The sequence below is a fragment of the Streptomyces sp. BRA346 genome (assembly GCF_052851135.1).
Window position 1 is genome coordinate 1 of sequence record NZ_JAIWIH010000063.1, and the last position, 18,957, is coordinate 18,957.

Here is an 18,957-nt window from a genome sequence, read left to right on the forward strand (position 1 = left end):
CGACCAAGCCCAACGCCTCCTCGACCACACCACCGAACACCCCACCCTCCACCCCACAAACATCGCCCACACCCTCGCCACCACCCGCACCACCTTCGAGCATCACGCCGCCGTCGTCGGTGCCACGCGTGAAGAACTCCTCGCCCAGCTCCACACCCTGGCCCAGGACCCCGTCCTTCCCGCTTCCGCTGCCCGGCCCCGCACCAAGAAGGTCGCCTTCCTCTTCACCGGCCAGGGCGCCCAGCGCGCGGGCATGGGCCGCCAGCTGTACGACGCCTACCCCACCTTCCGCGACGCGTTCGACACGGTCTGCGCCACCCTCGACCGCCACCTCGGCGCCGAACGCCCACTGAAGGACGTCGTCTTCGCGGACGACCCCACCCTCCTGAACCGGACCCGCTACACCCAGCCCGGCCTGTTCGCGCTCCAGACCGCCCTCACCCGGCTCCTCACCGCGGACTTCGGCATCACCCCCAGCCATCTCATCGGCCACTCCATCGGTGAGATCGCCGCCGCCCACCTCGCCGGGATCCTCTCGCTGGACGACGCGTGCCGCCTGGTCGCGGCCCGTGGCACCCTCATGCAGGCGCTGCCTCCCGGTGGCGCCATGATCGCCGTCGAGGCGACCGAGGACGAGGTCACCCCGCACCTCACCGAACGCGTCGGCATCGCCGCCGTCAACGGCCCCCGCTCGGTGGTCGTCTCCGGAGACGAGGCCGATGTCACCGCCCTCGCCGAGGAATTCTCCGGTCAGGGACGGCGCACCCGCCGCCTCACCGTGAGCCACGCCTTCCACTCACCGCATATGGACCCCGTCCTGGACGACTTCCGCCAGGTCGCCGGAACGCTGACGTACGGCGCGCCGCGCATCCCCCTGGTGTCCACCCTGACCGGGGAGGTCGGCGCCGCGTTCGACGCCACGTACTGGACCGAGCACATCCGCAACACCACCCGCTTCCACGACGGCCTCACCACACTCCACGGCCTCGGCGTCACCACCTACCTCGAGATCGGTCCCGACGCCGTGCTCACCGCGCTCACCCGCGAGGCGCTGCCCGAGGCCGCCGCCGTACCGCTGCTGCGCCCCCGCCACCACGAGCCGACCAGCCTGGTCACCGGCCTGGCCCAGGCCCACGCCTGGGGCGTCGCCGTCGGCTGGAAGGGGTTCCTCGCGGGGCACGGCGGCCGAAACGTGCCCCTCCCCACGTACGCCTTCCAGCGCCGCCGCTACTGGCTGGACACCCCCGACCCCGCCGGTTCGCCCGCGGGCCTGGGTCTGGAGCCCGCCTCGCATCCGCTGCTGGCCACGGCCACCGAACTCCCGGACGGCAGCCGCCTGTTCACGGGCCGCGTGACGCTGGCCGACCACGCGTGGCTCGGCGACCACATCGTCATGGGGACCGTCATCCTCCCCGGCACCGCCTTCGTGGAGCTGGCGTTCCACGCCGCCCATACGGTGGGCACCGACGAGATAGCGGAACTCGTCCTGAACGCGCCCGTCACCTTCGGCGCCCAGGGTGCCGCGCTGCTCCAGGTCATCGTCGGGCCCGAGGATCCGTCCACGGGCCGCACCCTGACCATCAGGTCCCGCTCGGAGGAGGACCACTCCTGGACCGAGAACGCCACCGGCCACCTGGGCGCCCCCGTGCCGGTCTCCTGACCGGGCGCACCGTCCGGCGGACGCACCAACAGGGCCGGACACCATCCACGGTGTCCGGCCCTGTTGTGGTGTGGCGCGGTCAGGCGGCGCGGCCCAGACGGAGCGGGGTGAACGGCAGGGCCGAGGCGTGCGGGGTGGCGTCGGTGAGGTAGGCGGCCATGGCGTCGGCGGTGATGGGGGCCAGCTGGATGCCCATGCGGAAGTGGCCGGTGGCCAGGTAGACGTCGGGGACGGCCGTCGGGCCGATGAGCGGGAGTTCGTCGGGTGAGGCGGGGCGCAGGCCCGCGCTGATCTCGGCGAAGCGCAGGGCGCCGACGCCGGGGATGACCTCGGCGGCGCGGGCCAGCAGGCCGCGGGTGCCGTCGGCGGTGACGGTCTCGTCGTACCCGCGCTCCTCGTAGGTGGCGCCGACGACGAGTTCGCCGTCCAGCCGCGGCACCAGGTAGAGCGACCCGCCCTTGGAGAGGGCGCGGGCCGTCACGCCCAGTAGCGGCGGCTCGGAGTGCAGCCGGAGGATCTGGCCCTTGACGGGACGGATCTCCGGGATGGCGTCCTCGGGAAGGCCTCCGATGTGGTGGGTCCAGCAGCCGGCGGCCAGGACGACGCGGTCGAAGGGCACCGCGTCGCCGTTGTCGAGGGTGACGGTGTGGTGCGCGACCCGGATGGCGCGCCTGCGGATGACGGTGCCGCCGAGGGCTTCGATGGCCGTGAGCAGCGCCGCGCTGAGGGTGCGCGGGTCGACGGCGCCGTCGTCGGGTCCCAGCAGGCCGCCGAGGGTGGGGGCGAACGCGGGCTGGAGCTTGGCGCACTCCTCGGGTGTGAGGCGTTCGCTGCGGATGCCGAGCGACGCCCGGAAGGACTCCTGAAAATCCAGGACGCGGAGGGCGTCCTCGTCGAAGGCCGCGTCGAGGACGCCGTCGCGCCGGAATCCGGCGGGGGCGAACTCCTCCAGTTCGGCGACGAAGGACGGGTAGAGGTCGCGGGAGGCCAGGCACAGGCGCAGCAGGTCGTTCACGCCGTCGATCTGCTCGCTGCTCGGCGGGAGCATGCCCGCCGACGCGTGGGATGCCTTGGTGGCCGGGGCCGGGTCGATCACGGTGACGGTGACGCCGTGGCGCAGGGCCCGCCAGGCGGTGGCGAGGCCGATGACGCCCCCGCCGACGACTACGGTGTTCATGATTCGCTCTCCTGGAGAAGTCGCCGCAGGTGGGAGGCGAGCTCTGCGGGCGTCGGATGGTCGAAGGTGAGGGTCGCGGGCAGCCGCAGTCCGGTGGCGGCGGACAGGTGGCGGCTGAGTTCGAGGTTGCCGATGGAGTCCAGGCCGACGGTGTGGAACTCCCGGTCGGGGTCGATGTCGTCGGGGCTGTCGTAGCCGAGGACGGTGGCGGCCGCGTTACGGACGCAGTCCAGCACGGCGCCGTCGTGTTCGGCCTCGGGCAGGTTCGCCAGGCGGGCCCGCAGGGTGTCGGTCGCGGCGGGCCGCGGCGTCGCGGCGGGCGCCAGGTCGGCCAGGACGGGCGGGACGTCCCCGGTGAGGGCCGACTCGTTCAGCCGTACGGGCGCGAGAACGGCCTCGTCCCCGGCGAGGGCGGCGTCGAAGAGGGTCAGGCCCTGGTCGTGGCCGAGCGGGGCGAAGCCGGAGCGCTTGATGCGGGTGAGGTCGGCGGTGGACAGCTCGGAGCCCATGCCGTCCTCGCTCTCCCACAGACCCCAGGCGAGGGAGACACCGCGCAGACCGAGGGTGCGGCGGTGGTGGGCGAGCGCGTCGAGGACGGCGTTGGCGGCGGCGTAGTTGCCCTGTCCCGCGTTGCCGGTGAGCCCGGCGACGGACGAGAACACCACGAACGCGCAGTCCGGGTCGCGGATCAGGTCGTGCAGATGGAGCGCGGCGTCGACCTTGGGGTGCAGGACCGCGTCCAGCCTGCGCGGCGTCAGGGTGTCGACCGTGGCGTCCGCCAGCACGCCCGCGGTGTGGATGACGGCGGAGGGTGCCGGGATGTCCGCGAGGGCACTCTCGAGTGACGCGCGGTCGGCGGTGTCGCAGGCGACGATGTCGACGCGGGCGCCGAGCGCGGTGAGGTCGGCGGCCAGGCCGTCGGCGCCGGGTGCGTCCGGGCCGCGGCGGCTGAGCAGCACCAGGTGGCGGACGGTGTGGCGGGTGACCAGGTGCCGGGCGATCAGACGGCCCAGCGCACCGGTGCCCCCGGTGATGACGACGGTGCCCGTGAGGCTCGTACGGCCCGCAGGTGGCGGGCAGCGGACGAGGCGCGGACGGAACAGGGCGCCGTGGCGCACGGCGAGTTGGGGTTCGCCTGAGGCCACCGCGGCGAGGAGGGCGCGGCCCGAGTCCTCGGGGTCGTCCACGTCGACCAGGACGAAGCGGCCGGGGTGTTCCGACTGGGCGCTGCGCAGCAGCCCCCACACGGCCGCGCCCGGCAGGTCGGACGGGTCCTCCTGGGGGCGGGTCGCGAGGGCGCCGCTGCTGACGAGGACGAGACGGGCGTCGGCCAGGCGTGCGTCGGCCGACCACTCCTGGACGAGCATCAGGGCGCGCTGGGCGGCCGAGCGCACCGGGGAGTCCTGGTCCGTGCAGGAGACCACGACCACGTCGGGTGCGGACGCGCCGTCGCGGAGCGCGGCGTCGAGGGCGGCCAGCGAGGGATAGGAGTCGAACGAGCGGCGGATGGACTTCAGGGCGCCGGTGACGCCGATGTGGTCGGTGCCGAGGAACGCCCAGCGCCGCTGGTCGGCGGCGGCCGGTGACTGCTCGACGGCCTTCCACGCGACGCGCAGGAGCTGGGTGCGCTGCGCCGCGGCGTCGAGCTGGTCGACGGTGACGGGGCGTCGGACGAGGCTCTTGACCGTGACGACCGGTTCGCCGTCGCCGCAGGTGAGGTCCAGGGAAACGCCGCCCTCACCGGGCCGGGTGTGCACGCCGAGACGCCGCGCGCCCGCCTTGTGGAGGCGCACACCGCGCAGGGCGAAGGGCAGGAAGGTGCTGTCGTCGCGGTCGAGGTCCGGTACGAGTGCGGCCTGCAAGGCGGCGTCGAACAGCGCCGGGTGCAGGTGGTAGTCGCCCTCGCCGCCGGACGCGGCGCCGTCGAGCCGGGCCTCCGCGTAGACCTCCTCGCCGTCCGACCACACGGCGCGCAGGCCACGGAAGGCGGGCCCGTACGGGAGGCCGCGGTCGGCGAGACGGCGGTAGATGTGTGCGATGTCGACCTGCCGGGCTTCGTCGGGAAGCTCCGGCCGTTCCGGGGTGCTCATGGTCGCTTCCTCCGCGGGGCCGGACGGGTCAGTTTTCGGGCGGGTTGGTGATGGCGGCGGCGATCTCGCCGTGGCTTTCGCCGCCCTGCTCGTCCCAGTAGCGGCAGCGGCTGCGCAGGATCACCAGGGCGTCGCGCAGATCGGTGGCGTCCCATTCGGCGATGTCGGCGATCTCGATCTCGCCGCGGAAGTGGCGGCCGCTCATGGCGGTGCGGAACGTGCTCTTGAAGTCGGTGATGAACACGTCCGCGAGCTGCCGGGTCCAGAACTGCTCCAGCGTCCACCGGGAGAAGGGTTCGACCAGCGATTCCTTCACCGACTTGGCCATCAGGTAGTAGGCCATCTGGTTGAAGCAGATGTTGAACTCGACCGAGTTGAAGTGTCCGGTGTCGTCGATGTAGCAGGACTCGGGGATCAGGAAGGTGCAGGCGGCGCCGAGCCGTCCGCCGTCGAGGGGGTCGCCCGCAGCCGTGACCGTGGCCGAGGTGAGGTATTCGCACCGCTTGGCCCGGTAGGGGGTGAGGACGCGGTGCAGCAGTTCCTCGTCGGTGGGGTAGACGCGCTGGTCGATGTCGTCGAGCAACCGGGTCATGTCGGATCTCCTGATCGTTGCGCGGTGCGGAGGAGTTCGGCCAGGCTCATGTTCTGGATGGCCGCGGTGCGGTCCTCCATGTCCTGTGCGCCCTGGCCCGGCTCCGCCTCCGGGGTGGATTCCGGGGTGGATTCCGGCTCGCTCAGGCCCAGTTCGTCCAGCAGGTGGCGGGTGAGGACGAGCGCGGTCGGGTGGTCGAAGACGAGCGTCGCGGACAGGCGTTCCCCGACGGCCTCGCCGAGGGCGTTGCGGAACCGCACGGCGGCGAGGGAGTCGAAGCCCATGTCGCGGAACGACCGGTCGGCGTCGACCTCGTCGGCGTCGGCGAAGCCGAGGGTGGCGGCGGCCTGGGTGCGGACGACGTCGAGCAGCGCCTGTTCCCGGCGGGCGGGCGTCAGCCGGGCCAGCCGGTCGCGCAGGTTCTCGGCGGGTTCGGTGACGCACGCGGAGGGGTCGACGGCGCGGCGGGCCGGGCCGCGTACCAGGTCACGCATCAGATACGGCACGTCGGAGCGGCGCTGCCCGGTCAGATCGAGCCGTACGGGCGCCAGGAACGCCCGGTCGAGCGACCCGGCGGCGTCCAGCAGCGCCATGCCCTCGTCGGAGGCGATGGGCAGGACGCCGTCGCGGCGCATGTCCGCCAGGTCGGCGGTGTCCAGCGCGCCGGTCATGCCGCTGGCCTCCTCCCACAGCCCCCAGGCCAGCGACTGTGCGGGAAGCCCGCGGGCGCGGCGGTGTGCGGCGAGGCCGTCGAGGAAGGTGTTGGCGGCGGCGTAGTTGCCCTGTCCGGCGCCTCCGGTGACGCCCGCGGCGGACGAGAACAGCACGAACGCCGAGAGGTCCTGGCCTGCGGTGAGTTCATGGAGGTTGAGCGCCGCGTCGACCTTGGGGCGCAGCACCGTGGCCATCTTCTCCGGTGTCAGCGAGGAGATGATCCCGTCGTCGAGGACGCCCGCGGTGTGCACGACTCCGGCGAGGGTACGGCCCGCCAGCACGGCCGCCAGCCCGTCGCGGTCGGCGGCGTCGCAGGCGGCCACCTCGACGCGGGCACCGAGCGCGGTGAGGTCGGCGGCCAGAGCGTCGGCGCCGGGTGCGGCGGGGCCGCGGCGGCTGGTGAGCAGCAGGTCGGTGACGCCGTGGGCGGTGACCAGGTGGCGGGCGACCAGAGCGCCCAGGGTGCCGGTGCCGCCGGTGATCAGCACGGTGCCGGGCCGGTCGCCGAAGGCGGTGGCGGGGGCGCCCTGTTGGTCGGCGGCGGCCACGCGGGTCAGACGTGGCCGGTGGAGGGTGCCGGAGCGCAGGGCGAGCTGCGCTTCGCCGGTGGCCACCGCCGCGCCGAGATCGGTGTCCGAGGTGTCGGAGGGGCCGGTGGAGTCGGAGGGGTCGAGGTCGAGGAGGACGATGCGGCCCGGGTTCTCCGTCTGGGCGCTGCGGACCAGCCCCCAGACCGCGGCCCCGGCGAGATCGGTGACGTCCTCGCCGTCCACCGACACGGCGCCCCGGGTGACGACCACCAGCGTGACGTCGTCGTCCCGGTCCTCCTCCGGCCAGGACCGGAGGACGTCCAGCGCCGCCGCGGTCTCGGTGTGCACGGCCTCGGCGGTCGTGCCGCCCGCGCAGCGGTGCACGACCGTCCGGGCAGGGGCGGACTCGCCCAACACGGCGGGCATCCAGGTGAGTTCGTACAGCGCGTCGTGGGAGGCGCCCGGCTGGTGGCCGGTGGCCATCGGGCGCAGGACGAGCGAATCGACGCACGCGACGGCGCGGCCCGCGGTGTCGGTGAGGCGCAGCGCCACCTCGTCCTCGCCCAGCCGGGTCATCCGCAGCCGGAGCGCGGCCGCTCCCGAGGCATGAAGGTCGATCCGCGTCCAGGCGAAGGGGAGCGTGACCCGCCCGTCATCGGTGGCGAGCAGGGCGGTGGCGTGCAACGCGGCGTCGAGCGCGGCCGGGTGCAGCCCGAACCGCGTGGCCTCGGCGGCGGCCTGCTCGGGCAGCGCGATGTCCGCGTACACCTCGTCGCCGGACCGCCAGGCGGCGCGCATGCCCTGGAACGTGGGCCCGTAGACGGGGCCGTCGGCGGAGGTCGGCTCGTAGAAGCCGGTGAGGTCGACGGGTTCGGCGCCCGGTGGCGGCCACGGCGCGGGGTCGGGCGCCGGTTCCGGTGCGGCGTCGGTGAGCGTGCCCTGCGCGTGGCGGGTCCAGGCGGTGTCGGCGGGGGCGTCGTCGGGCCGGGAGTGGATCGACACGGTGCGCAGGTCGGCGCCGACGACGACCTGGATCGCCACGCCACCGCTCGCCGGGAGGGCGAGGGGCGTCTCGATCGTCAGCTCCTCCACGCGTCCCCGGCCCACCTCGTCACCGGCGCGGACGGCCAGTTCGACGAAGCCGGAGCCGGGGAAGAGGACGGTGTCGCCGACGGCGTGGTCGGTGAGCCACGGCTGTGCGGAGCGCGACAGCCGCCCGGTGAGCAGCACTCCCCCGGCCCCGGCCACCGGCACCGCCGCGCCCAGCAGCGGGTGGTCGGCGGGCAGCTGGCCGACGCCGCGTGCGTCGCCGGTGTGGTCGGCCTGCGGGGGCAGCCAGTAGCGCTTGCGCTGGAAGGGGTAGGTGGGCAGGTCGACGCGGCGGGCTCCGGTTCCGGCGAACTGGGTCTCCCAGTCGACGGTGGCGCCGCGTACGTATGCCTCGGCCAGCGAGGTGAGGAACTCGCGCGGGCCCCCCGCGTCGCGGCGCAGGGTGCCGACGAGGGTGGCGGGCACCCCGGCCGATTCGGCGGTCTCGCCGAGCCCGGCCAGCAGGCCCGGGTGCGGACTGGCCTCCACGAAGATCTCGAAGCCGTCGGCGAGCAGCGCCCGCGTCGTCTCCTCGAAGCGGACGGTCTGCCGCAGGTTGGTGTACCAGTACGCGGCGTCCAGTCCCGCGGTGTCCAGCTGACCCGCGGTGACGGTGGAGTAGAACGGGACGTCCGAGGTGCGCGGGGTCAGTCCGGTCAGCTCGCTGAGCAGCCGGTCGCGGATCTCCTCCACGAACACCGAGTGGGACGCGTAGTCCACGCGGATGCGGCGGGTCTGGACGCCCTCGGCGTCCATCCGCTCCCGCAGCTCGTCCAGGGCCTGCGGATCGCCGCACACGACGACGGAGCCGGGCCCGTTGATGACGGCGAGCTGGAGGCGGCCGTCCCAGTCGGCCAGGTGCCCGGACGTACGGTCGGCGGACAGGGCCACCGACATCATGCCGCCCCGGCCCGCCAGGTCCTGGCGGATGACGCGGCTGCGCAGGGCGACCACGCGCGCGCCGTCCTCCAGCGACAGCGCACCGGCGACGCAGGCGGCGGCGATCTCGCCCTGGGAGTGGCCGACGACGGCGGCCGGTTCGACGCCCGCGGCGCGCCATGCCTCGGCCAGCGACACCATCACCGCCCACAGCGCGGGCTGTATGACGTCGACGGCCTCCAGGGGCGGTGCGCCGGGCGCGCCGTGCAGCACGTCGAGCAGGTCCCACTCGACGTACGGTTCCAGGGCCTTGGCGCATTCCCCGATGCGGGTCGCGAAGGCCGGTGAGTGCTCCAGCAGTCCGACGCCCATGCCGGGCCACTGCGAGCCCTGCCCGGGGAAGACGAACACGGCGCGCGGGTCGCCGCGCCGCACGCCCTGGACGACGGAGGCGGGTGTCTTCCCGGCCGCCAGCGCGTCGAGCCCGGCGAGCAGTCCGTCGCGGTCGCCGTCCACGATCACGGCCCGGTGCTCCAGGGCGGCGCGGCCACGGGCGAGCGAGGCGGCCACATCATGGTGGTCGATGTCGCCGTGGTCGCGCAGGTGGGCGGCGATCCGTGCCGCCTGGGCGCGCAGCGCCTCGGCGGTGGCCGCCGACACGGTCAGCGGCACGGCCGGGGGCCGCTCGCCGCGCGGTTCGCGCGGGCCGGGCGGCGGCGCCTCCTCCAGCACCACATGGGCGTTGGTGCCGCTGACGCCGAACGAGGACACCGCGGCGCGCCGCGGGCGGCCGGCCACCTGCCACTCCCGCGCCTCGGTGAGGAGTTCGACGGCTCCCTCGGTCCAGTCGATGTGTGGGGAGGGGGTGTCGGCGTGCAGGGTGCGGGGCAGGACCCCGTGCCGCATCGCCATCACCATCTTGATCACACCGGCGACCCCGGCGGCGGCCTGGGTGTGCCCCAGGTTGGACTTGACCGACCCCAGCCACAGCGGTGCGCCGTCCGCGCCCCGCTCCTGCCCGTACGTGGCCATCAGGGCCTGGGCCTCGATCGGGTCGCCGAGGGTGGTGCCGGTGCCGTGGCCCTCGACGGCGTCGATGTCGGCGGGGGTCAGGCCCGCGGAGGCCACGGCCTGCCGTATCACCCGCGCTTGCGCGGGGCCGTTGGGCGCGGACAGGCCGTTGGACGCGCCGTCCTGGTTGACGGCGGAGCCGCGGACCACCGCGAGCACCGGGTGTCCGGCGCGGCGCGCGTCCGAGAGGCGTTCCAGCAGCAGCAGTCCGGCGCCCTCGCCCCAGCCGGTGCCGTCGGCGGACGCGCCGTACGCCTTGCAGCGGCCGTCGGCGGCGAGTCCCCGCTGGAGGCTCATCCCGATGAACGTCTCGGGCGTGGCCATCACGGTGACGCCGCCGGCCAGCGCGAGCATGCACTCGCCCTGCCGTAGGGCCTGCATCGCCCAGTGCATCGCCACCAGGGAGGACGAGCAGGCGGTGTCGATGGTGACGGCCGGGCCCTGGAGTCCGAGGGTGTACGCGATGCGGCCGGACGCGACGCTGCCGAGGCCGCCGCCCGCGGTGAAGCCCGCGAGGTCTTCGGGTACGGAGCCGGAGGGCGGCGCCCAGTCGTGGTACATGACCCCGGCGAACACACCGGTGGCGCTGCCCTTCAGGGAGTGCGGGTCGATGCCGCCGCGCTCCAGCGTCTCCCACGCGGTTTCCAGCAGCAGGCGGTGCTGCGGGTCCATCGCCTGGGCCTCCTTCGGGCTGATGCCGAAGAACGCGGGGTCGAACTCGGCGGCGTCGTAGAGGAAGCCGCCCTCGCGGGTGGAGGTGGTGCCGTGTCTGCCGGGCTCGGGGTGGTAGATCTCGTCGATGTTCCAGCCCCGGTCCTCGGGGAACCCGGCGATCGCGTCGGTGCCGTCGGCGACGAGCCGCCACAGCTCCTCGGGGGAGGTGACGCCGCCGGGGTAGCGGCAGGCCATCGCCACGATCGCGATGGGCTCGTCCGCCGCGGCCCGTACGGTGGTCCGCGCCGGGGCGGTGGCGGGTGCGGCGCCGCGCACCTTGTCGAGCACGTGGTCGGCCAGGGCGCTCGGGGTCGGATGGTCGAAGATCAGGGTGGAGGTGAGCCGGAGCCCGGTGGCCTCGCCGAGCGCGTTGCGCAGCTCGACGGCGGCCAGGGAGTCGAAGCCCAGCTCGGTGAAGGCGCGTCGGGGGTCGATGGCGGTGCCGCTGTCGTGGCCGAGGACGACGGCGATCTGCGCGCGGACCAGGTCGAGGACGATGCGGGCCCGCTCGGCGTCGGGTTTCCCGGCCAGCCGGTCGGCCAGCGCCCCGTTGGGCGCGCCCGCGACCGTGGTGGCGGCGGCGCGCCGGGCGGGGGTGCGGACCAAGCCGCGCAGCATCGGCGGGATGCCGTCGGGGCGGGTCCGGAGCGCGGGGACGTCGAGGCGCAGCGGCACCAGGGCCGGTGCGCCGGAGGCCAGGGCCTGGTCGAAGAGGGCGAGGTTCTCCTCGGAGCCGAGGGCGGGAAGCCCGGACCGTGCGGCGCGGCGGAGGGTCACCTCGTCCAGGCGGGCGCCCATGCCCGCGTCGCCCGCCCACAGGTTCCACGCCAGGGACGTGGCCGGGAGGCCCTGGGCGGCCCGGTGTTCGGCGAGCGCGTCGAGGAAGGCGTTGGCGGCGGCGTAGTTGCCCTGCCCGGCGGACTCCAGGGTCCCGGCCGCGGACGAGAACAGCACGAACGCGGCCAGCGGACGGTCCCGGGTCAGCTCGTGCAGATGCCACGCCCCGTCCGCCTTGCCGTGGAAGACGGTGCTGACCTGCTCGGGGGTGAGCGATCCGGCCAGCCCGTCGTCGATGACTCCGGCGGTGTGGACGACGGCGGTCAGCGGATGCTCGTCGGGGATCGCCTCCAGCAGCGCCGCCAGGGCGGCGCGGTCGGCCACATCGCACGCGGCCACGGTGACCTGGGCGTCCAACTCTCGTAGCTCGGTGGCGAGTTCGGCGGCCCCGGGGCCGTCCGGGCCGCGCCGCCCGGTGAGCAGCAGGTGCTTCACCCCGTACCGGCGGACGAGGTGGCGGGCGACCAGGCCGCCAAGACCTCCGGTGCCGCCGGTGATCAGCACCGTGCCGCCCAGGTCCCAGGCGACGGGGCACGGGGCGTCCGGCAGGGGCGTACGTACCAGGCGCGGTACGAGCAACGTGCCGTCGCGCAGGGCGAGTTGGGGCTCCCCGGAAGCCAGGGCGGCGCGTATCTCGCGTTCGGGTACGTCGCGGTCGGTGCCGACGAGGACGAACCGCCCGGGGTTCTCGGCCTGGGCGGAGCGCACCAGTGCCCACAGGGGCGCGAGCGTCAGGTCGCCCGGTGCCTCGCGGGTGACGATCGCCAGCCGGGTGTCGTCGCGCAGCGCGTCCTCGATGAGCTTCAGGGCGTACAGCGTGGCTTCCCGCGCGGCCTCGGCGGGGGCGCCGGGGAAGGTGGCGGGCACGTGCGCCAGGTGGAATTCCCCGGCCGCGGCGTCCGGCTCCGGAGGGGCCTGGATCTCGGTCCATTCGACGCGCAGCAGCGCGCCGTCCCGCGCCGCGGACAGCACCCCGTTCAGCGGCACGGGCCGCTGGACGAGCGACCGGACGGTGGCCACGGGGGCGCCGGTGGTGTCGGCCAGCTCGACCGCGACCTCGTCCGCTGCGGTGCGGAGCAGGTGGACGCGGACGGCGGTGGCGCCGGCGGCGTGCAGTTCGAGGCCGAGCCAGGCGAACGGGAGCCGCACCTGGCCGTCGTCCTCCGGCCCCTCGGCGGCGTGCAGGCTGGCGTCCAGCAGCGCCGGGTGCAGCCCGAACCGGTCGGCCCCCGCTTCGTCGAGGGTGACTTCGGCGAACACCTCGTCCCCGCGGCGCCACGCGGCGCGCACGCCCTGGAACGCGGGCCCGTAGCCGTACCCCTGCGCGGCCTGGCGCTCGTAGAGGCCGTCGACGTCGATGGGTTCGGCGTCGGCCGGTGGCCACTGGGCGAACGCGGCGCCGTCGGCGGCCGGGCCCCCGCCGTGTTCGGCCAGCACACCGCTGGCGTGCCGGGTCCAGCTCTCCTCGCTGCGCGCGGGGCGCGAGTAGATCTCGACGGTACGGCGGCCCGCCGCGTCGGGGGCGCCGACGACGACCTGGACCTCCGCCGCCGCGTCCCCGGTCAGCGACAGCGGCGTCTCCAGGGTGAGTTCCTCCACCACGCCGCAGCCCGCCTCGTCCCCGGCGCGCACGGCCAGCTCGACCAGGGCGGTGCCGGGGACGAGGACGACACCGGCGATGACGTGTTCGGCCAGCCAGGGCTGCGACCGGGTGGACAGCAGGCCCGTCAGGACCAGCCCGTCGACGCCCGCGAGGCTGACCGCGGTGTCCAGCAGCGGATGCCCGATGGTGCCCGGGCCGCTCCCGGCGTCCAGCCAGTACCGCTTGCGCTGGAACGCGTAGGTGGGCAGGGCGGTCCGGCGGGCGCCGCGGCCCGCGAAGAAGCGGTCCCAGTCGACGGCGGCGCCGTGGGCGTGCGCCGTACCGAGCGCGGTGACGGCCTGGCGCTCCTCGTCGTGCCCGTCGCGCAGCAGCGCGGCGAACGCGGTGTCGGGGCCGCCGTCGGCGAGGCAGTCGCGCCCCATCGCCGACAGCACGGCGTCGGGGCCGAGCTCCAGGTAGGTGGTGACACCGTTCGCCTCCAACCGGTGCATGCCGTCGGCGAACCGCACGGGCTCGCGCACGTGGCGCACCCAGTAGTCGGCGTCGAACGCGGTGCCGACCTCCCCGGTCAGGGTGGACACCAGGGGGATGCGGGGCGGCGCGTACGTCAGGGTCTCGGCGACCCGGCGGAAGTCGTCCAGCATCGGGTCCATCAGCGGCGAGTGGAACGCGTGCGAGACGCGCAGCCGCCGCGTCTTGCGGCCCTGCTCGGCGAAGCGGGCGGCCACGGCGAGGACGGCGTCGGCCTCGCCGGACAGCACCACCGCGGACGGGCCGTTGACGGCGGCGAGGCCCACCCGCTCGGTCAGATACGGGACCACCTCCGCCTCGTCCGCCTGGACGGCCACCATCGCGCCGCCGCCGGGAAGTTCGTCCATCAGCGTGCCGCGCGCCCCGACCAGCAGGGCCGCGTCCGCCAGCGTCATGACCCCGGCGGCGTGCGCGGCGGCGATCTCGCCGATGGAGTGTCCGGCGACGAGTCCGGGGGTGACGCCCCACGATTCCAGCAGCCGGAACAGGGCGGTCTCGACGGCGAAGAGCGCGGCCTGCGCGTACCGGGTGTGGTGGAGGAGTTCGGCCCGCGGCGAGCCGGGCTCGGCGAACAGCACCTCGCCCAGGGGTTCGTCGAGGTGGAGGTCGAGGTGGTCGGCGGCCTCCTGGAGGGCCTGCGCGAACGCCGGGAAGGCCCGCACCAGTTCGCGTCCCATGCCGACGCGCTGGCTGCCCTGCCCGGTGAACAGGAACGCGGTCCGGCCCGTCGCCCGTGTCGTTCCGGTGAGCAGCCCGGGCGCGGTCGTGCCTTCGGCGAGGGCGGTCAGGGCGCGGCGCAGCTGGTCACGGTCGGTGGCGACGACGGTGGCGCGGTGGCGCAGCGCGGCGCGGGTGGTGGCGGCCGAGTACGCGAGGTCCAGCGGTGATGTCCCGTCCACGACCGTCAGGAGCCGGGTGGCCTGGGCGCGCAGGGCGTCCTCTCCCTGGGCGGACAGGACGACGGGGACGGGGCGGTCGGCCCCGGGGGGCTCGGTGTCCTCGGCGGTTTCAGCCGGTGGCTCTTCGATGATGACGTGGGCGTTGGTGCCGCTCGCGCCGAACGAGGAGATCCCGGCCCGGCGCGGGGTGTCCGCGGCCTCCCACGGGACGGGCTCGGTGAGGAGCCGGACGGTGCCGTCCGACCAGTCGACGTGCGGGGTCGGCTCGTCCACGTGCAGGGTGCGCGGCAGCGTACGGTTCCGCATCGCCTGGACCATCTTGATGACCCCGGCGGCACCCGCCGCGGCTCCGGTGTGCCCGATGTTGGACTTCACCGACCCCAGCCACAGGGGGTGGTCGGGTGAGCGTCCGCCTCCGTAGGCGGCGACCAGGGCCTGGCCTTCGATGGGGTCGCCGAGGGTGGTGCCGGTGCCGTGCGCCTCGACGGCGTCGACCTCGTCGGGTGCGAGGCCCGCGTCGGCGAGCGCCTGGCGGATGACGCGCTGCTGGGCGAGGCCGTTGGGCGCGGCGAGGCCGTTGCTCGCGCCGTCCTGGTTGATGGCGGTGCCGCGGATCACGGCCAGCACCGGGTGTCCGTCGCGCAGCGCGTCCGTGAGGCGGGCCAGGACGAACACGCCCGCGCCCTCGGCGAAGGAGGTGCCGTCCGCGCCCGCGCCGAACGCCTTGATGCGTCCGTCCGGGGCCAGCCCGCGCTGACGGCTGAACGTGGTGAACGTACCGGGGCTGGAGATGACGGTGACGCCGCCCGCCAGCGCCAGCCCGCACTCCCCGCGCTGGAGGGAGCGCACGGCCAGGTGGAGGGCGGTGAGCGAGCCCGAGCATGCGGTGTCGACGGTGAGCGTGGGCCCTTCGAGGCCGAGCGTGTAGGCCACGCGGCCGGACACGACGCTGGGCAGGCTGCCGCCCAGCACATAGCCGTCGAGGCCGTCCGGCGCCTCGTGGGTACGGGGCCCGTACTCGTGCGGCTCCACGCCGATGAACACGCCCGACGCGGTGCCGCGCAGCCGCCCCGGATCGATGCCCGCGCGCTCCAGCGCCTCCCAGGAGGTCTCCAGCAGCAGCCGCTGCTGGGGGTCCATGGCGAGCGCCTCTTTGGGGTTGATCTGGAAGAAGTCCGCGTCGAAGTCGGCGGCGTCCGGCAGGAATCCGCCGCGCCGCACATAGCTGGTGCCGGTGGCGGACGGGTCCGGGTCGTAGAGCCGGCCGAGGTCCCAGCCGCGGTCGGCGGGGAAGTCGGCGAGCACGTGGGTGCCGTCGGCCAGGATCCGCCACAGGTCCTCGGGCGAGGTCACCCCGCCGGGGTAGCGGCAGCCGATGCCGACGATGGCGATCGGCTCGTCGGACACCGCGGGCGCGGCGGGTGCCGCGGGCTCGTGGTGGCGTTCCGGCTCGGCGGTGCCGTGCACCACGGCCACCAGGTGGCGGGCGAGGGCGGCGGGCGTCGGGTGGTCGAACCCGATGGTGACGGGCAGTTCCACCCCCAGTTCGGCGGTGAGCCGCCGGTGCAGCTGGACCAGGCCGAGCGAGTCCAGGCCCTCCGCCAGGAACGGGCGGTCGGCCGCCACGTCGGTGGGCCCGTCCCCGTAGGCGTCGGGGTCGGCGGCCCGCAGCACGGCAGCGGCCTGCGCCAGCACCAGTTCCAGCATCGCGGCCTGTGACTGCTCGGTCATGTGCATACTCCGCAACGAAGAAGAGGCAGGAAGGCGATCGGGAGATCAGGGCGGTCAGGGGCGGTCAGGTCGCCGCGAGGGCGGTCAGGGCGGCGCGGTCGACCTTGCCGTTGACGGTCAGCGGGAACGCGTCCACCACGTGCACGCCCTGCGGGATCATGTAGCCGGGCAGGGCGGCGCGGCAGAACGCGACCACTTCCTTGGCGTCCGGCGCGGGGCCGCCGGTCGCGCGGGTGACGAACGCGTGCAGCACCGGGTCGCCGTCCGCGCGCGGCACGAGCATCGCGACCGCGCCGGTGACGCCGGTGAACTGGCCGATGCGGCGCTCCACCTCGCCCAGTTCCACGCGGTTGCCGCGGATCTGCACCTGGGAGTCGGCGCGGCCGTGGAAGTACAGCTCGCCGTCGGCTCCCATGGTGGCCAGGTCGCCGGTCTTGAACACCCGCTGCCCCGACCTGGGGTCGAGCGGGTCGGGGACGACGACGGCGCGGGTGGCCTCCGGGTCGTTCCAGTACCCGGAGAACAGCGACGGGCTGCGCAGATAGATCTCGCCGAGCACGCCGGGCTCGTCCACGGGACGGCCGTCGGGTCCGATGAGCATCATCTCCGCACCCGCCACCGCGTAGCCGATCGACAGGCGTTCGGTGCCGGGCGGCAGCGGGTTGGGCACTTCGGTGATGGACGCGGCCATCGTCTCGGTGGCGCCGTAGCCGTTGGTGAAGCGCACCTTCGGCAGCAGCTCCTGGAGGGCGCGCAGCTCCTCCAGGGGGAAGTCCTCCCCGGAGAACGCGATGCGCCGCAGCACGCCCTGCTCGCCCAGCTCGGCCAGCAGGTCCGGCTCGTGGCGCAGCACCGGACGCCACGCCGAGGGGACGGCGTCGACCTGGGTGGTCCCGGTGTCGCGCAGGAACGACAGGAAGCGGCGCGGCCAGTTGAGCCGGTCGCGCGGTACGGGCACCAGCGCGGCGCCGTGGCTGAGGGCGAACCCGATGTCGAACAGCGCGAAGTCGAACTGGAGCGGCGCGGTGCCCGCCACCCGGTCCTCGGACGTGATCAGCTCGGCGGCCTCCGCGCCGCGCAGGAACGCGATGACCCCGCGGTGGCTCATGACCACGCCCTTGGGCCGGCCCGTCGTCCCCGAGGTGAAGGTGATGTACGCGGTGTCGAGGGGCGTGACCGCGCGGCGGCGGCGGACGCGCGGCGCGGGCGGCCGCTCCACGGTGAGTCCGTCCGGACCGAACCGGGCGGTGCCGACCGTCTCGGGGATGCCGGTGCGCTGTCCGCGCGCGGACTGGAGGTACAGCGCGGGCTCGGCGCTGTCGATGATCGTCAGGAGTCGTTCGTCCGGGGTCTCGGGGCTGACCGGGGTGAACGGCAGCCCCAGCGTGGCGCAGGCGAGCAGGGTGGCGATGGCGTCCGCGTCGGTGTCGGACTCCAGGACGACGCGGTCGCCGACGTCGAGGCCGAGCGCGTCGAGCGTCTCGGCGCAGCGGTCGGTGCGGTCCTGGAGTTCGCCGTACGTGACGGTCTCCAGGCCGCCGTCCGCCGCGGCCTGGATCACGGCGGGCCGGTCGGGGTCCTTCCGGGCTGCGGCCAGCAGATAGGTCCGCAGGTTGTCCACCGATGCGTGCGCCCGGGCGGGACGCGCTCCATTCGGGCTCATGCGCCACCCTTCCGATTCGGGCCTTCTCAGCAAATGCCAGGCTGTTTCTAACAGGGTGCTTTTACGGCCCACAAGAACTCTCGCCCACCCACCCCTGAACTAGGGGGCGTTAGGGGTTATGCCGGTACCGGGGGCCCACAAGACTGACCGGAAACAATAGATCGTACTTTTGGGCTTTCAGAATGCACACGCGACGAGCGCGACAAAAGGGAGAGCGAGAATATGTCGGCGATTGTCTTTCCTGGAATCGGCCCGACGCGGTTCGCCGACTCGGCGCGGTTCCTGGCCGTCCATCCGGTGGCGCGCCGGCTCGTCGCCGAGGCGGACCGGGCCCTGGGCTATTCGCTGATCGACCGGTACCGGGAGGCCGAGGCCCGCGGCGACCAGGGCGCGTTCCCCGAACCGGCCCGGGTCGCCTTCCTGGTCTCCTGTCTGGCGCTGGCCGAATGGACGGTCGCCGAGCACGGGGTGACGCCGGTGGCGTGCGCCGGGGCCAGCTTCGGTGGCACGGCGGCGGCGGTGTTCGCCGGGGCGCTGCCGTTCGCCGAGGCCGTGGCGATGACCGCGGAGCAGGGCCGCCTGGTGGACGCGTACTTCGCGCGCGAGCACCGCGACCTCGTCGCTCAGTCCTTCGCCCGCGTCCCGCCCGAGCAGCTGGCCGAGATCCGCGCCGAGCTGGACGCGCGCGGCGAGTGGAACGAGGTGGCCTGCCACGTCGACCGCGACTTCCACATGCTGTCGGTGCGCGAGGAGATGGTGGACTGGCTTCAGCGGCGGCTCAAGGCGGTGGGCGGTCTGCCGCTGTACGTCATGCGGCCGCCGATGCACTCGGCCGTGTTCGGCGCGCTGCGGGAGGAGATCGAGGCGGAGGTCGCCGCGGCCGTCCCGTTCCGCGACCCCGAGATCCCCGTGGTGTCCGACCACGACGGGTCGCTGGTGCGGACGGGCGCGGGGGTGCGGACGCTGCTGCTGGACGCGGTGACCCGCACGGTGCGCTGGCCGTCCGTCGTCGAGACCCTCAAGGGGCTGGACGCCCGGCGGGTGTACGTCACCGGGCAGGACGGGCTGTGGGGCCGGGTGGCGGTCATGACCGAGGCGTTCGAGGTGGTGGCGGTGCGGCCGGAGACGGCCATGCGACCGCGCCGACGCAGCGCGATCGCATAAGCGGACGGAACGG

7 protein-coding genes are annotated in these 18,957 nt (G+C 74.4%); 2 read left to right on the plus strand and 5 right to left on the minus strand.

Annotated elements, in window-relative coordinates; all coding sequences use genetic code 11:
- Positions 1–1,660: acyltransferase domain-containing protein (locus tag LCH29_RS41260; RefSeq protein ID WP_446466817.1), on the plus strand; the 1,660-nt coding region annotated here is incomplete at its 5' end.
- A gap of 79 nt (positions 1,661–1,739) precedes the next feature.
- Here LCH29_RS41260 and thiO read toward each other — a convergent pair.
- The 5 genes from thiO to LCH29_RS41285 form a co-directional block, all read right to left on the minus strand.
- On the minus strand, positions 1,740–2,837 hold the full coding sequence (gene thiO, locus LCH29_RS41265) for a glycine oxidase ThiO (protein WP_446466818.1): 1,098 nt from the start codon (positions 2,835–2,837) through the stop codon (positions 1,740–1,742).
- On the minus strand, positions 2,834–4,927 hold the full coding sequence (locus LCH29_RS41270) for a type I polyketide synthase (protein ID WP_446466819.1): 2,094 nt from the start codon (positions 4,925–4,927) through the stop codon (positions 2,834–2,836). The genes thiO and LCH29_RS41270 overlap by 4 nt, the downstream gene beginning before the upstream one ends.
- A 28-nt stretch (positions 4,928–4,955) precedes the next feature.
- Positions 4,956–5,519, minus strand: coding sequence for an FcoT family thioesterase (locus LCH29_RS41275; protein WP_446466820.1), 564 nt, complete (start codon positions 5,517–5,519; stop codon positions 4,956–4,958).
- Positions 5,516–16,117, minus strand: a complete 10,602-nt coding sequence (locus tag LCH29_RS41280) for an SDR family NAD(P)-dependent oxidoreductase (RefSeq protein ID WP_446466821.1) — start codon at positions 16,115–16,117, stop codon at positions 5,516–5,518. Before LCH29_RS41280 ends, LCH29_RS41275 begins: the two co-directional genes overlap by 4 nt.
- 64 nt (positions 16,118–16,181) lie before the next feature.
- Positions 16,182–17,780 carry an AMP-binding protein gene (locus tag LCH29_RS41285; protein ID WP_446466822.1) on the minus strand — a complete coding sequence of 533 codons (1,599 nt, stop codon included), beginning with the start codon at positions 17,778–17,780 and terminating at the stop codon, positions 16,182–16,184.
- A gap of 222 nt (positions 17,781–18,002) precedes the next feature.
- Here LCH29_RS41285 and LCH29_RS41290 point away from each other — a divergent pair, with 222 nt between their 5' ends.
- Positions 18,003–18,944 carry an ACP S-malonyltransferase gene (locus tag LCH29_RS41290; protein WP_446466823.1) on the plus strand — a complete coding sequence of 314 codons (942 nt, stop codon included), beginning with the start codon at positions 18,003–18,005 and terminating at the stop codon, positions 18,942–18,944.
- The last annotated feature ends 13 nt before the right edge of the window (positions 18,945–18,957 follow it).

Bases quoted from the DNA above. Each gene is read 5' to 3' on its own strand.
- thiO (WP_446466818.1), bottom strand. From the start codon at position 2,837: ATGAACACCGTAGTCGTCGGCGGGGGCGTCATCGGCCTCGCCACCGCC.
- LCH29_RS41270 (WP_446466819.1), bottom strand. From the start codon at position 4,927: ATGAGCACCCCGGAACGGCCGGAGCTTCCCGACGAAGCCCGGCAGGTC.
- LCH29_RS41275 (WP_446466820.1), bottom strand. From the start codon at position 5,519: ATGACCCGGTTGCTCGACGACATCGACCAGCGCGTCTACCCCACCGAC.
- LCH29_RS41280 (WP_446466821.1), bottom strand. From the start codon at position 16,117: ATGACCGAGCAGTCACAGGCCGCGATGCTGGAACTGGTGCTGGCGCAG.
- LCH29_RS41285 (WP_446466822.1), bottom strand. From the start codon at position 17,780: ATGAGCCCGAATGGAGCGCGTCCCGCCCGGGCGCACGCATCGGTGGAC.
- LCH29_RS41290 (WP_446466823.1), top strand. From the start codon at position 18,003: ATGTCGGCGATTGTCTTTCCTGGAATCGGCCCGACGCGGTTCGCCGAC.